Origin of the sequence: Streptomyces sp. BV286 (assembly GCF_019090165.1) — a bacterium.
Lineage (GTDB): Bacteria > Actinomycetota > Actinomycetes > Streptomycetales > Streptomycetaceae > Streptomyces.
The window spans coordinates 15,248-29,960 of record NZ_JAHRIB010000206.1 but is presented as its reverse complement, the minus strand read 5'-3'; the positions used below and the strand labels follow the sequence as shown (position 1 = coordinate 29,960).

General features: G+C 69.6%; 12 protein-coding genes and 1 pseudogene. 9 read left to right on the top strand and 4 right to left on the bottom strand.

The features are described from left to right. Positions 1 to 145: 145 nt before the first annotated feature. Positions 146 to 1,753 carry an AraC family transcriptional regulator gene (locus KUF83_RS38480; RefSeq protein ID WP_217459723.1) on the bottom strand — a complete coding sequence of 536 codons (1,608 nt, stop codon included), beginning with the start codon at positions 1,751 to 1,753 and terminating at the stop codon, positions 146 to 148. Positions 1,754 to 1,880: 127 nt separating this feature from the next. Between KUF83_RS38480 and KUF83_RS38475 the strand changes: the two genes are divergently transcribed. The 8 genes from KUF83_RS38475 to KUF83_RS38440 are packed head-to-tail and all read left to right on the top strand — an operon-like array spanning position 1,881 to position 12,419. Beyond that, a complete protein-coding gene (locus tag KUF83_RS38475; RefSeq protein WP_217459721.1) occupies positions 1,881 to 3,746 on the top strand; it encodes a siderophore-interacting protein in 1,866 nt (621 codons plus the stop codon). 31 nt (positions 3,747 to 3,777) lie between these two features. Continuing rightward, entirely contained in the window at positions 3,778 to 4,788 is a 1,011-nt protein-coding gene (locus KUF83_RS38470; protein WP_254644999.1) for an ABC transporter substrate-binding protein, read from the top strand. Continuing rightward, positions 4,785 to 5,828 carry an iron ABC transporter permease gene (locus KUF83_RS38465; RefSeq protein ID WP_217459719.1) on the top strand — a complete coding sequence of 348 codons (1,044 nt, stop codon included), beginning with the start codon at positions 4,785 to 4,787 and terminating at the stop codon, positions 5,826 to 5,828. Before KUF83_RS38470 ends, KUF83_RS38465 begins: the two co-directional genes overlap by 4 nt. Further along, positions 5,825 to 6,883, top strand: coding sequence for an iron chelate uptake ABC transporter family permease subunit (locus KUF83_RS38460; protein ID WP_217459717.1), 1,059 nt, complete (start codon positions 5,825 to 5,827; stop codon positions 6,881 to 6,883). The genes KUF83_RS38465 and KUF83_RS38460 overlap by 4 nt, the downstream gene beginning before the upstream one ends. Further along, on the top strand, positions 6,880 to 7,734 hold the full coding sequence (locus tag KUF83_RS38455; protein WP_308403336.1) for an ABC transporter ATP-binding protein: 855 nt from the start codon (positions 6,880 to 6,882) through the stop codon (positions 7,732 to 7,734). The genes KUF83_RS38460 and KUF83_RS38455 overlap by 4 nt, the downstream gene beginning before the upstream one ends. Continuing rightward, positions 7,727 to 8,923 carry an esterase family protein gene (locus tag KUF83_RS38450; protein ID WP_217459715.1) on the top strand — a complete coding sequence of 399 codons (1,197 nt, stop codon included), beginning with the start codon at positions 7,727 to 7,729 and terminating at the stop codon, positions 8,921 to 8,923. Before KUF83_RS38455 ends, KUF83_RS38450 begins: the two co-directional genes overlap by 8 nt. Beyond that, positions 8,920 to 10,680 (top strand): ABC transporter ATP-binding protein, encoded by a 1,761-nt coding sequence (locus KUF83_RS38445; protein WP_254644998.1) that lies wholly within the window; start codon positions 8,920 to 8,922, stop codon positions 10,678 to 10,680. Before KUF83_RS38450 ends, KUF83_RS38445 begins: the two co-directional genes overlap by 4 nt. Then, complete coding sequence (locus KUF83_RS38440; RefSeq protein ID WP_308403335.1) at positions 10,677 to 12,419, top strand: ABC transporter ATP-binding protein; 1,743 nt, start codon at positions 10,677 to 10,679, stop codon at positions 12,417 to 12,419. Before KUF83_RS38445 ends, KUF83_RS38440 begins: the two co-directional genes overlap by 4 nt. 42 nt (positions 12,420 to 12,461) lie before the next feature. Here KUF83_RS38440 and KUF83_RS38435 read toward each other — a convergent pair. From KUF83_RS38435 to KUF83_RS38425, 3 genes and pseudogenes are all read right to left on the bottom strand, one after another. Next, positions 12,462 to 12,746, bottom strand: a pseudogene (locus KUF83_RS38435) (transposase); the annotation flags it as partial. Positions 12,747 to 12,904: 158 nt separating this feature from the next. Next, positions 12,905 to 13,189, bottom strand: a complete 285-nt coding sequence (locus KUF83_RS38430) for a hypothetical protein (protein ID WP_217459713.1) — start codon at positions 13,187 to 13,189, stop codon at positions 12,905 to 12,907. A gap of 15 nt (positions 13,190 to 13,204) precedes the next feature. Continuing rightward, entirely contained in the window at positions 13,205 to 13,780 is a 576-nt protein-coding gene (locus KUF83_RS38425; protein WP_254644997.1) for a DUF6313 family protein, read from the bottom strand. 280 nt (positions 13,781 to 14,060) lie between these two features. Between KUF83_RS38425 and KUF83_RS38420 the strand changes: the two genes are divergently transcribed. After that, positions 14,061 to 14,357: a DUF6083 domain-containing protein gene (locus KUF83_RS38420; RefSeq protein WP_217459712.1), complete on the top strand. Its 297-nt coding sequence runs from the start codon at positions 14,061 to 14,063 to the stop codon at positions 14,355 to 14,357. The last annotated feature ends 356 nt before the right edge of the window (positions 14,358 to 14,713 follow it).

The window sequence follows — 14,713 nt, the reverse complement described above, 5'->3', positions numbered from 1 at the left end:
GGTACGCAGCCCGCACACCCCAGCCCCCGAAAGCGCGTCACCGCCCTGCTACCAGGCTGCCGTTAAATTGACACACCCACTACGGAACAGAGCCGAACATCCTACATTGCCCGGCGAGGGCCGCTTTTGCAGGACAGTAGCGGTGCTACTGGTTCCGCTCAGGCTCGCGCTGCTGGTAGTCGCGCGGAGACAGTCCGTGGAAGCGGGAGAAGGCGGCGCTGAATGTGGGGAGGTGGGCGTACCCGATCCGGCGCGCGACGGCGCTGGGCGGCGCGCCCCCGGCGAGCAGGTCACGAGCGATGCGCATGCGGGCGGCATAGCGCCAACGACCCAGTGTCATACCTGTCTCGTCACGGAAGGCACGGTGGATCTCAGCACCGACATCGACATTGTGCGTCCCGCCAGGCTCGCCGATGCGACGCAAGCACTCCATCGCGACAGCACGCGCGCGCGGGTTCGTGGGCATCGGCACCGACAACGCTCGCTGCGCGGCAACCTGTTCCGCGAACAAGTCGAGGATGTGGCGGGGGTTGTGGTCGTCAGGACGCAGTCCGGACCGGGCGCTGATCGAGCAGAACATCAAGTAGTCGTCCCACGCAGGCGAGAACCGCACCTGCATCGGCTCTGTCAGTTGGAGGTCGCCGGTGCTCACGTTGCCCAGGGGCAGGGAGACGGAGTTCTCGCGGAGGCCGGTGACATGCTCCATGTCGGCGGGGATCCAGGTCGCCACCCCTCGCTCCCGCTCGTAGCGGCGGTCGCCGATGTCCAGGTACCCGCTGCCCCGGTACATCCAGCTGAGGACGTGGATGTCGTTGGTGTGCGACGGCGTGCTGGCCGCGGGCAGCATCTCGGGCGCGGCCGGAGTGTCCGTCCTGCGCATCATCCGGATCAGGTCGTCGGTCTGCCGTGCCGCCGCTGCCCGTTGTGTCAGCCCGCCGGCGGCGGGTCGGGCGGAGAACTTCCGGCCGAACTCGTGGGGGGTCAGTCCGAACCGTCCTTTGAAGGCCCGCGTGAGGCCGTTGCGGCTGGCGAAGCCCACTCGGGCGGCCACCTGGTCCACGTCGTAACCGGCGGCGAGGAACTCCACGGCGGCGCTGAGTCGGCAGAGCAGCCGCCACTGCTCGAACGTGAGCCCGGTGTCGGCGAGGAAGTCGCGGCGGAGGGTGCGTGCGCTGGAGAGCACCCGCGCAGCCCATTGCTCGACCGTGAGGTCAAGCGCGGGGTCGCGCATCAGTTCCTCGGCGACTGCTCTGGCGCCGAGCGCTCGCGGCATCGCCGGCGGGGTGAGCCCTTCCGGGTGCGGATTTCGCCCGGCCGCGACGGGTGCCGGCGGGCGTGAGCCAGGACGCCGTAGGAGCTCCTCGATCGTCTCGGGGGAGTAGCCGCGGCCGCTGAACGGGGTGACCTGCAGGTTGAAGAGCTGGATCAACCAGTCCTGCCAGCCGCGGGGAACGTCGAATCGCGTCAGTTCCGACAGCCCCCGAGCGCCGATGCCGGCGTGGGGCCACAGCGGGAAGGCGACAGTGCCTGGCTCAGTGATGATCGCCCGCTCTGTCCAGCCATCCGCGGGAATCCAGGCGCCTTCGCCGGCCCTGAGGCGGAGCACCGGTCCGCTGTCGAGGCGCACCTGCGCCGCGCCGGTGCGAACCCAGAGCAACAGCGGTCGGACGGGCGCATCTTCCGAACCCAGCCGCGCGGTCGGAATCGGCGGCGGGTCGCCGACGCCCGCGGCGAACGATGAGGGAACCACCATGTCCTAACCATGCGGCAGTCTGCGCACACCATTGAAGGTAAGGTCTGCCTAACTTTAGCAGTGCGCGCCCTCCCGATGCCGGAGCGCGACTCCTGCCCTCGAAGCGACCGGAAAGGTCGGCTCCCGCATGCCCAAGACCTCGCGCCGACTCACCGTGCGCCCGCCGACCCTGCGTGAAGTCGAGGTGGTCCGGACCGCCGACATCACCCCGGGAATGCGGCGGGTCACGCTGGGCGGCGAGCAGTTGCGTGCGTTCACCACCGCGGACGGCTTCGTGCGGCGGGCCTTCGAGTCCCCGGGCTTCGACGACGACCTCGTGCTCTACTTCCCGTACCCAGGTCAGCAGGGTCCGGTGCTCCCGGTCCAGGGCGCGACCAAGTTGATCGTGCCCAAGGATCCTCGACCGCTGTCGAGGGCCTACACGGTCCGCCGGTGGGACCCCGAGACCGGCGAGCTGGATGTGGACTTCGTCCGGCACGGGGTGGGCGCGGGAACGACGTGGGCTTGTCGCACCCGGCCGGGAGACCGGATCCACCTCAGCGGCCCGAGCACGTCCAAGGCGTTCCCGACGGGCGCCGACTGGTTGCTCGTGGCAGGCGACGACACCGCACTCCCCGCGATCGGCCGGCTGCTCGACGAGCTCCCGCCCGACGCCCGCGCGCAGGTGTTCATCGAGATCGCCGAGGACGCCCACCGCCAGAAGCTGCGCGAGCCGCCCGGGGTCGACGTGACGTGGCTGGTCCGCAGCGAGGCGACGGCCGGGACCGTGTCGCTGCTCACCGAGGCCGTCCGCAGTGCGAAGTGGTGGTCCGGCCAGGCGTTCGTGTGGCTGGCCGGCGAGCACAAGGCCGTCCGGGACATCCGCCAGCACCTGGTCGAGGACCGTGGCGTGCCCAAGGAGGACATCGACTTCGCGGGCTACTGGCGTCGCTCCGAGGTCGTCGCTCTGGAGTCCGACGGGGCGGTACCCGACCCGGACAGGACGGTCACCCCGTTCCAGAAGCTCCACGACCTGACCGAGCTTGTCGCGCCGATCGCGATCCGCACCGCCGTCGAGCTGGGTGTTCCCGACCTGCTCTCCCGAGGCGTGACCGACGTGACCGAGCTGGCCGCCAAGGCCGGCGCCGACGAGCGCGCTCTGGGCAAGCTGCTGCGATACCTGCACACCCTGGGCGTGGTGGCCGAGACGGAACCGTGCCACTACGCCCTCACGCCGGTCGGTGACGTCCTCACTCTCGAGTTCATCGCCGACCGGCTGCACTCCGCCGGGGTGGTAGGCCGCGAGATGCTCGGGATCCACGGCCTCACGGAGTCGGTTCGCACCGGCCGGCCCGCCTATGCCTCGGTCACCGGCCAGACCTTCACCGACGTGCGAGCCGAGCAGGACTACGAGGACCGTCACCTGGAGCGCCTGGCGAAGTTCCAGCCCGCACTGGCCGAACCGATCTCCACGTCCGACCTGCTCGCCGGAGTCCAGCACCTGGTGATCCACTCCGGTGGTGCCGGCGCCCACGCCCGTGAGTACGTCGCAGCCCACGAAAGCCTGCGCGTGACGATCTGCGCCCTGCCCGCCCAGGCCGACTGGCTGCGCCGCGACCTGCCCGCCACGATTCCCGACGAGCAGCAACGCACGCGGGTCGGCGTGCTGGAGCAGTCCGTCTTCGAGCCCAGCCCAGCAGCCGACGCCGTGCTCATCAGCCGCGCCTTCAAGACCCTGGCCGACGCCGACGCCGCTCACGCACTGCGCCGGGCAGCAGAGAACCTCCTCCCCGGCGGACGGGTGCTCCTGATCGAGGAGGTCTTCGACACCGACGGGCTCGACGAGCACGACGGCGAGGAAGACCTGATCGGCCTGGTCTGCCACGGATCCGGCCTTCGCACCGCAGCGGAGCTGGACGCCGTCATCGCCCGGGCCGGCCTCACGCGCAGGGCGGCGCACACCGTCGGCCTGGGCGCCACCGTCCATGAGCTCCTCCGCTCCACCGCTGACTGACCCCCTCCACTCCGAGAAGAAGAGAACGCCCATGCGCAACACGCCCCGGATGAGACGCGGCGCAGCCCTTGCCGCCTCGCTCATGAGCGCGTCGCTCGTCCTCACCGCCTGCGGCGGTGACGGCGACGACACCGGCGACAAGGCCGCCGCGACCCGCAGCACCAACGCCGCCGAAACCCGCAGCGTCAAGGCCGAGAACGGCACCGTCGAGATCCCCGTCGCCCCCCGGCGCATCGTCACGATCGGCAACACGAACCTCCCCTTCATCGATCTGGGCGGCAAACCGGTGGGTGTCACCGAGGCGTCCGGGTCCGAGCTCGACGTGCTGCCGGAGGAACACAGGACTGTCTATGAGGCAGCCGAGATCATCGGCACCAGCGGTGGTGAGGTGGACCTCGAGAAGCTCGCCGCCCTCAAGCCGGACCTCATCCTGGTCCAGTTCTCCTCGGACGACTGGGACAAGGTCGGCAAGCAGCTTGAGGCCATCGCCCCGACCGTGTCCTGGGGGCTCGACACCGAGTGGAAGGCCTTCGCCGACGCGATCGCGGGGGCCGGCAACGTCGCGGATGCGCTCAAGCAGCAGAAGGCGGAGTTCAAGGAGAAGGTCGCCAAGATCCAGAAGACCTACGGCAAGATCATCAAGGACACCTCGTTCGTCGACGTCTCCCGCGGAGACTGGAGCGATCCCGGAACGTTCTACATCGCGGACATCGGCTGCTCCGAGATCGCCCGTGACGACATCGGCCTGGACCTCCCCGAGGCGGCCGAGGGCAAGGACCCCCTGGCCTACGAGTCCCTGCCGTTCGAGCAGATCAGCGAGCTGTCCGAGTACGACGTGATCACCTACCCCGTCGACGCCGACAGCAAGCCGACAGAACCCTTCAAACCGGTGGTCGAGACCAACACCTGGAAGGCGCTGCCCGCAGTGAGCTCCGGTCGGGCGCTGGGAGTCTTCTGCCCCGGCAACAACTCCTACGGGCCCGTCAACCGGTACCTGGACTCGCTCGACAGCGCACTGGCGACCCTCCCCGGCAAGCAGTGACAGCCCTCGCCCTGCGGCAGGACGGTCCGGGCACCGAAACGGTGCCCGGACCGCGTCGTCGTCTGCTCGGCCTGGTCGTCGCGCTGGTGGTGCTGGTGGTCCTGCTGGTGCTCAGTGTCATGATCGGTTCGACGGCGATCGCGCCGTCAGTGGTGTGGGACGCGCTGTTCCACCCCTCGGCCGACACCGACCAGTTCGCGATCCGCGACTTCCGTCTGCCGCACACGATCGTGGGCCTGGTCGTCGGCGTCGCCCTCGGTCTGTCGGGCGCGTTGATCCAGGCGCTCACCCGCAACCCCCTGGCCGATCCGGGTGTCCTCGGCGTCCATGCCGGCGCCTCCTTCGCGGTGACGGTCGCCGTGGGCCTGCTCGGCGTCCGCGACGTCCAGGGCTACATGTGGTTCGCGTTCGCGGGGGCACTGATCGTCACACTCCTGGTGCTCACCCTCGGGTCGACACGACAAGGCTCCTCGCCGGTGGTCATGGTGCTCGCCGGAGTCTGCGTCGGCGCCGTGCTCGGCGGCGCCAGAGAGGCGCTCCAGTTGACCGACCCGGACGCCTTCGACGCGATGCGGAACTGGAACGCCGGGTCGATCGCGGGCCGCCCGCTCGAGGTCGTGTGGCCGGTCGTGCCGTTCTTCGCGGTGGCACTCGTCCTGGCCTTCGCGGTGTCGGGCCCGCTCAACGCTCTGGCCCTGGGCGACGAGCTGGCGATCGCCCAAGGGGTCCGGCTGGCACGCACCCGGGTGCTCGCGGTGATCGCACTGACCCTCCTCGCCGGCGGCGCCACCGCGATCGCCGGACCCATCGCATTCGTCGGCCTCATGGTGCCGCACGTGGCCCGTTGGATGGTTGGCCCGGACCAGCGCTGGATCTTCGCTTACAGCATCCTCCTGGCCCCGAGCCTGCTGCTGGTCTCCGACATCCTCGGCCGCGTCGTGATGAGACCCGGCGAGATCCCCGTGGGTATCGTCACCGCCTTCGTCGGCGCCCCCGTTCTCGTCGCGCTGGCGCGGCGGAAGAAATCGAGCGGACTATGAACACGCACGTTCCGCCGGTGGATTTCGGCCGGCGGGTGCTGGTGCTGCGGCACCGGCGGATCGCGATACTGCTGCGGTGGCGCTCGGTCGTCGTCTGCGCGGTGCTTGCGGTCGCGATCACCGGTACGGCGGTGCTCGCGCTGATGACCGGCTCGTACGCGCTGAGCCCCGGGCAGGTGCTCTCCGCGCTGACCGGTCGGGAGACCGGCATCGTCCACGACATCGTGGTCGAGTGGCGGCTGCCCCGAGTGGCCGCGGCGGTGGTGTTCGGCGCGGCCCTGGGGGTGAGCGGGGCGCTCTTCCAGTCGCTGCTGCGCAACCCTCTCGCCGACCCCGGCATCATCGGGCTCTCCGAAGGCTCCTACACCGGCGCACTGATCGTGATCCTGGTCGTCAACGGCACCTACGTGCAGCTGGTCGGCGGGGCGCTGCTGGGCGGCATGGCCACCGCGGTGGCCGTGTACGTGCTCGCCCACCGGCGAGGGGTGCAGGGGTTCCGGCTGATCGTCGTCGGTATCGGCGTCTCGGCGATGCTCGGGTCGCTCAACACCTGGCTGATCCTCAAGGCCGACCTGAACCAGGCGATGTCCGCGGCCGCGTGGCGTGCCGGGTCGCTCAACGGCGTGTCCTGGGGCCAGGTCGTCGTCGGCGGCGCCTGCGTCGCCGTACTCCTGCTGCTGGCCGGGATGTTGAGCCGGCCGATGCGGCAGATGGAGCTGGGTGACGACGCGGCCGCCTCGCAAGGGGTACGGGTCGCGCCCGTACGCCTCGGCCTGATCCTGGTGGGAGTGGCGTTGACGGCGACGGTCACGGCCGCGTCGGGGCCGATCGTGTTCATCTCCCTGGTCGCCCCGCAGATCGGACGACGGCTCGCCCGCACGGCCGGGATCACCCTCGCCCCCGCCGCCTTCGTCGGCGCGCTGTTGTGTCTGGTGTCGGACTATCTCGCCCAGCACGTCGCCCCCACCCCGATGCCGGTCGGCATCATCACCGTCGTGCTCGGCGGCGGCTATCTCGGATACCTGCTGTTCACCGAAGCCAGGAGACGCCTGTGAGCGCGACCCCGCCCGACACCGCGCGCCTCCGTGTGGAGTCGGCGACGATCGGCTACGACGGGCGGATCATCTCCGAGCACCTCTCGGTGGTGATCCCCGACGAGTCGTTCACGGTCATCGTCGGCCCGAACGCGTGCGGCAAGTCCACCCTGCTGCGCAGCCTGTCCCGACTGCTGAAGCCGTCGGCCGGGCAGGTCGTCCTCGACGGTGCCGACATCAACTCCTACCGGACCAAAGAGGTGGCGCGGCGGGTCGGACTGCTGCCGCAGGCCTCGATCGCCCCGGAGGGGATCACCGTCGCCGACCTCGTGGCCCGGGGACGGTACCCCCATCAGGGGTTCATCCGGCAGTGGACCGAGGACGACGAGCGGGCCGTGCTGAGGGCGATGCACCAGACCTCGGTCGCCGACCTGTCCGGGCGCCCGGTGGACGAGCTGTCGGGCGGGCAGCGCCAGCGCGTGTGGGTGGCGATGGCGCTTGCGCAGCGCACCGACATCATGCTGCTCGACGAACCGACCACCTTCCTCGACATCACCCACCAGATCGAGCTGATGGAGCTGTTCACCGACCTGCACGATGTCGGCCACACCCTGGTCGCCGTCCTGCACGACCTGAACCAGGCTGCCCGCTACGGCACCCACCTGATCGCCATGAAGGACGGCGGCGTGGTCGCCGAGGGTCCTCCGGACGAGGTCGTCACGGCCGAGCTGGTCGAGGAGGTGTTCGGTCTGCGCTGCCTGGTGGTGCCCGATCCGGTGGCCGGCAGCCCCCAGGTGGTACCGCTCGGCCGCGAGCGAACCCGACGAAGGCCGGCTGACAACACCGACATGGAGAGCGCGAAAAATGGCTGATCCGTTGGTCGAGAAGCTGGCGACCGGTGAGTGGAGCCCGGAAAGGTTCCGACGACATCTCAAGGAGACGGGCGCACCGCTGGTCGAACGGGTCTCCGCGGACGAGGTGGAGGTGACGTTCGTCGACGAGCCCAAAGACGGCACGACGGTCACCCTCGCGGTGGTGATCGGCCCCAGAATCGGCTTCAACCCGATCGAGGGGGAGTTCACCCCGGTCGCGGGGACGGCGTTCCGCGTTCGTACCCTGCGGATGCGTTCCGACCTGCGCTTCTCGTACGTGTTCGTACGACGTTCGGCGACAGGTGAGGACGAACGGGTCCCGGACCCGTTCAACCCCCCGCCGCGGTTCTCGAAGTGCTCGGTGCAGCGGTTCTCCGGAGCCTCGGTGGCAGTGCTGCCCGACGCGGTGCCGTTGCCCTGGCTCGATCAGGCCGAAGCGCGGCCGGCCCCGGCAGTGGAAACTGCCGTGCTGGCGAGCGAGCTACTGGGAGACGAACGCCGCATCTGGGTCTCGATGCCCCCTTCAGGGTTCTCGGACGAGAGCGCGCTGCCCTTCGTGATCCACCTGGACGGGACACCGGACCACAGCGCGCCGAGCGTTCGTGACGCACTGGTCCGGGCGGGACTGATCCGGCCCTGCGTGGTGGTCCTCGTCGATCAGCCCGCACCGCGGCGCGACAAGGAGCTGCTCTGCAACCCGGCGTTCTCGCACATGCTGGTCCAGGAACTGCTGCCGTGGCTCCACCACCGGTATCCGCTCTCGCGGAACCCCGGTGACGTCGCGCTGGCCGGCGAGAGCTTCGGCGGTCTGTGCGCCGGCTGGACAGCGCTCCACCACCCGACGACGTTCGGCCACGCCATCCTCCAGTCCCCGTCGTGCGGATACCACCCTGACCTCACGTGGGGCACCGGGTCGGGCGAACTGCTGCGCCGCACCCCCGTACCGACACTGATCGCCGACTACCTGGCCGCCGAAGCGGCACCGGTCCGCATCTTCCACGACGTCGGTGAGCTGGAGAGCTCGAACACCCACAGCCGCTGGCTGGACCACGTACTCACCCGGAAGGGCTACGACACCCGCTACCAGGAGTTCGCCGGCGGACACGACTACGCGTGGTGGCGCGGAATCTTCGCCGATGCCCTGCTCTGGTGCTTCCCGCTCAGGAGCCCGGATCGGAGCCAGGCATGAGGAACTCCCCGCGTTCCTCCGGCGCCGACACTGCGGGACTGGGGCGAGGACCGCTGACCCGCCGGCTGCCCGTGCTCCTGCTGGATCCCGCCGAGCCGCTCGATGCACCGCCGTTCGAGTCCGGGCCGGGTACCACGCCGGGCCGGTTCCTGCTGCGCGTGATCTTCTCGGCGAGGCGGGTCAGCGTTCCCGCGATGCTGCTGGCGATCGTGTGGCAGGTGGGCGAGTCCGCGGTCCCGGTGGTGATGGGACTCGCGATCGACCGGGCCGTCGCGACCGGGGACGCGGGACAACTGGCCCTGTGGCTCGGCGTGCTGGTGGCCCTCTACGTCGCGCTGACATCGGCGGCGAGGCTCTCGCTGCGGCTGACCGCCCACGCGGTGCAGGTACTGCAGCACCGACTCCGCGGCACCCTCTCCGCGGGCGTGCTGCACCCGGTCGGTGGCACCGGCCGTGCGCCGGGCGGCAACGTGGTCTCGGTGATGACCAGCGACGTCGCGCGCCTGTCCAACGCGGTGATCCTGACGATCATCCCGGTCTCCAGGGTCACGGCCATCGCATTCATCGCGGTATCACTGCTGGCGACGCACTGGCTGCTCGGACTCGTGGTGCTCTTCGGGGCGCCGGTCGCGGTCTGGTCGATGGGCGTGCTCAGCGAGCGGCTCTCCCGGGACACCCGCGAGTACCAGGAACTGCTGGCCTCCACGGTCGGACAGGCCACGGACCTGGTCGCCGGCTACCGGGTGGTCAAGGGGATGCGTGCCGAGGCCGAGGCGACCAGCCGGTACCGGCAGGCAAGCCAGGAGACCCTTGCCGGCGCCAGGCGCAACGCGGGCCTGCTGGGAAGGTTCCTTGCGAGCTCGGGCGTGGTCAGCGGCACGTTCGTCGCCGCTGTGGTGGGGCTGGCGGGCTGGTTCACCGTGGACGGACAGCTCAGCATCGGCGAGCTGATCACCGCCGTCGGCCTCGCCCAGGCACTGCTGCCGCAGATCCAGGCGATCGCGAGCACGTCCATCCCCAACCTCGCCGGCGCCCGCGCCTCGTCCGTGCGTGTCCTCGACGTGCTGCGGGACAACGCCACGTCGACGGCTGGGCCCGATGACGCGATCCGCCGGGAGGTCACCGCGCTGCCGGAGCTGGACGTGGTCGTGCCGAGCATCTCAGGGCCCGGCGTGTCGATCCGGGTCGAGCCCGGCGAGCTCGTGGGCATGCGCGCCGACGACCGGACCGCCGCCCGCGTCGTCGAGGCGCTGCTGGACCCGCAGGCCGAAGGGGAGGTCGAGGCACGGCTCGACGGGATCCCGGCGCGGGAGCTGTCCCCGGTCGAGTACCGCTCCCAGGTCACCGTCGCGCCGCACCGCGCAACGCTGTTCAGCGGCACCCTCCGCGACAACGTCGCCGTGATCGCGGGCGCACCGGAGCGGGTGGACGCCGCGGTGCGAGCCGCCGCTTGCGACGACTTCGCGGCCGACCTAGACGTCCCGGTCGGCGAGGGCGGCAACCGGCTCTCGGGCGGCCAACGCCAGCGGGTCGCGCTTGCCCGCGCCCTGGCGAGCGACGCGCCGGTACTCGTGCTGCACGACCCGACCACCGCGGTCGACTCCGTCACAGAGCACACGATCGCGGGCCGGCTGCGTAGTGCGCGGGCAGGCCGCTCGACGCTGCTGATCGCCTCGACCCAGGCGCTGCTCGCTGCCTGCGACCGCGTCGTCGAACTACCTGACGACGTACCCACGCCCTCAAGGACGGCGCAGTGAGCGGCACCTCCGGCGCGCCCGAGACCGAGGCTCCCGATGCCGGGCTGCCGGTCGCGAGCGGCCGCGAGACGGTCAGGGAGGTGTGGCGGCTCAGCCACGGGTACCGGCTCCGGCTCGCCGCGACCGGGGTGCTGGGGATCGTCAGCACCGGCGTCGACCTGATCGTTCCCGTGGCGATCGGATTCCTCGTCGACCGCGTGCAGGCCGACACCGCGGACCTCGCCACCGTGCTGACGGTCACGGCCGTCATGGCGCTGTCGGCAGTCCTCGGTGCCGCGGGCACCGCGCTGACGATCGTGCTCGCCACCCGCGTCTACCACTCCATCCTCGCCGCGCTGCGCGAACAGCTCGTGGGTCACGCGATGGCCCTCCCACAGCACCTTGTCGAGCGCGCCGGGACCGGGGACCTGATATCTCGGTCCAGCGACGACGTCACCGCCGTCGCCGACGCAGCACCCGCAGTAATCCCCGCGCTCACCGTCACCGCGTTCACCATCGTCGTGTCGCTGGGCGGGCTCGCGGCTCTGGAATGGCCCTACGCGGCCGCCTTCGCCGTCGTGCTGCCGGTCTACGTGCTGGCTGTGCGGTGGTACCTGCGCATCGGACTAGGGGTCTACCGCGCCGAGCGCACGGCGATGAGCGCGCGCGCCCAGCAGATCCTCGAGTCCCAGCGCGGCTACGCCACCGTGCTCGGCTTCGGGCTCGCCGAGCAACGACACCGGGCTGTGATGACCGACTCCTGGCGCGTCGCGGGGCAGTCGCTACGCGCACGCACCGTGCTGAGCATGCTCAATGCCCGGCTCAACCTCGGGGAGTGCCTGAGCCTGGCCGCCGTACTCGTCGTCGGCTTCGTCCTCATCGACCACAACGCATCGACCGTCGGCGGCGCCACCACCGCCATGCTGCTCGTGCTACGCCTGCTCGGACCGGTCAACCAGCTGCTGCTGGTCATCGACACCCTCCAGTCCGCCCTCGCATCGCTGAGCCGCATGATCGGGGTCGTCACGATTCCGTTCAGCTGGCCGGATGTCCCAGCGCAGGCCGCGAACACAGCAGTACAGCTCGACGAGGTCTCATTCCGTTACGGCGAGGGGCCACGGGTGCTCGACGACATCACCCTCGACATCCCGCCCGGTCAGCGCGTCGCCATTGTCGGCGTGTCCGGGGCAGGCAAGACCACGCTCGCCGGCGTGGTCGCCGGTACCCACCTGCCTGAGGCCGGGAGGGTGACTCGCCCCAGCCGTAGCGCGATGATCACCCAGGAGGTCCACATCTTCGCGGGCACCCTGCGCGACAATCTCACCCTCGCCGCGCCCGGGGCCACCGACCGCGACCTCCATACAGCGCTGGAAGCCACCGGCGCTGCATCGATCCTCGATGTCCTCCCCGATCGGTTGGACACCCTGCTAGGTGTCGGCGGACACCCGCTCACGGACGCACAGGCGCAGCAACTCGCCCTGGCCCGCCTGCTGCTCACCGACGCTGATCTGGTGATCCTCGACGAAGCGACCGCCGAGGCGGGCTCCACCTACGCCGGACAGCTCGACCGCGCTGCTGATGCTGTCCTCGCCGGGCGCACCGCAGTTGTAGTCGCGCACCGTCTCTCCCAAGCAGCAACCTGCGACCGGATCATGGTGATGGAGCGCGGCCGGATCATCGAAACCGGCACCCACGGAGAGCTGCTTGATGCCGGTGGTGTGTACGCCGGACTGTGGACGGCCTGGGAGGCCGCTCGGTGACAACAGCATGACCAGGCCAGGACTCGCCGTGGTCCGCGGAGCGCTGCCCTTCTTCACGCCGCGGGTCTCGTCGACCACGAGTACTGCCTGGTCGTCGTGCAGATGCTCGACCACGTATACGCGTAGGTCGTCACGGACGGCATCGGCGTCCCACCTGGCACGGTTCAGCCGGTGCTGCATGGCGTCGGGGGCCGCGTCCCCGGCCCGTTCGGCGATGGTCCAGCAGTTCTTCCGCGGCAGGTCCGCGAACAGTCCCGGTTCCTGGTGCCGTATGCGGCGACGAGGTTCGACCCGGGCGAACCTGTCTGCTACGCGGTCCGTACGCACAGAGCAAGCACACCGCTCCGACGACGTCTTCGGATCGGCCGGCGCAGCAGCTGCCGCATGACAGCTGGCGCGCCCTGTTCGCGAAGGACGATTTGCCTGGCCTTGCTTTCGGGGTGATGACTGTCTGGAACAGGGGTGACGAGCACGCAAGGTCGGCATCAACCGCGGCGCCGGGGGAAGGGATTGCGCCAGGTGCGTTGAGCGTCGGAGAGTTCAGCGGTGGCGTAGACCTGTTCGGGGATCATTTGACGGTTTTCGTCGGCGACTTCTGCCAAATCGAGGTACATCAGGGCCGCCAGGTCCGTGCCCAGATGGCGGCCGTGTCCTTCCAAGCCCCAGCGGACAAGTTGCCGCGCTGCGTTGTCCAGGCCTTCCTCCGTGGCGGTAGTGAAGGTGTGCCGCAGCGCTGCTCGGGCGATTTCTACGGCGCTTCGTGTCTGCATAAGAGATCTTTTCCCTCACGTTCCCTGGCCACGGACGGCGCAGACCAGGCAGATGTCTTTGAATGCGGGCAGCAACACAAGCTGTCGAGAGATGCTCTCGGCCGCTTCCAGGGCATCGGCACGGTGCAGGTCTGCCAACTCGGCTGTGCACATGATGTCCCGGACCAGAACCTCCCAGTGCTCTTGCGCGGTCTTCCAGTTCCCTCTGTGGAGGATTCGCACATACGTGTCCAGCACTTGCTGGTCTTCCAGAGACTTATTGAACAAGTCCCCAAGAAGGGTGATGAGCCTGGGGGGCCGCAACCGTTGGCTCATAGGCCTTACCGTGAAAAGATTGTTGGTCGCAATGTCTTTGACCCGTTGAATCCGAGTGGCAATGACGTGACCGGCGACACCACCGATGAGCGCGGGCACGAGCAGCCATCCGATTAGGGAAGCGATCCAAGCCGTCAGGTGATTCGGCGGTTCATCAATGAGGGTGAAGACCTCATAGACCTTCCGGCCGCCCAGACCGCTGCGCACGGCGGAGTAGGTCCAGACGAGGAGCACGCCCGCACCGATAGGGATCCCCCAGTCGATGAAGAATTGCATGACACCGGAGAGCGCCTTGCGGGAACGGAAGGCGCGCCGAATCTTCGCGGCGAGGGACTGACCACGCGGCGAGGTGAGAGCCGGGGGAAGAGGGGGAATCGGGGACAGAGATGACAAGCGGACAGCCCTTCAAGAAGGCACAGACATCGTCGTGGTAGAGCACGCATCCGTGTCTGCTGTGGTTGCAGTTGGCGCGCCGAGAAGTTCGAACACTCCGACACGGACGATCCCGAAACACCACACGGTTCTGCGGGACTGCAGCCCTCGCAGCCTGCTGCGTGTGGGCCCGAGCGGCCGCTGCCGCCGGTGTGGCAACCGCATCGACTTCTATCCGCGTGCCGACCAGCGGCCCTTCGCCGTGCACCCCGCCGAACTGGCCATCGCCCACGTGCCCGCTGCCTGGCGCTGGCACCTGAGCTGCGGCATCGCCCACCCGTACGGCGACGGCAGCGCCTGGTGCCGCATCCCGCACACGATGCTCTGCCCCGACGGCACGCCGTCCGCCCCTCCGGCCGCCCCTCCGGCCTGCACCTCGAGGCGATGCACCGCCAACTTGCCGTCCGTACCCGCCGCTTGACCGACACAGGCGCCTTCACCCCCGCCTGCGAGAACCCGTCGGCACGACGGGCCGTCCCGCCCGTCGTGCCACTGCTACTGGGCCCCTGCCTCGCCGAGACAGCCATCGAGGACATCCGATGCGTAGCCCAGACCCGCCAGTGCCCCCGCTGCCCGCACCCTGTCCTCGCCCCCAACACCCCCCAAGGCGTATGGACGCTGCTGCCCGCGAGCCCGCAACGCGGCCAACTCGCCCTGCCTGCAACCAGCGTCGTCCGGTCCCTGCGGCGACGGAGAGTTGGTGTCTCAGCTGGGCGCAAGGTTTTGCCGTTCCGGGAGCAGAGAGGTGGGCTAAAAGCAATGGAATTGGGTCCGAGC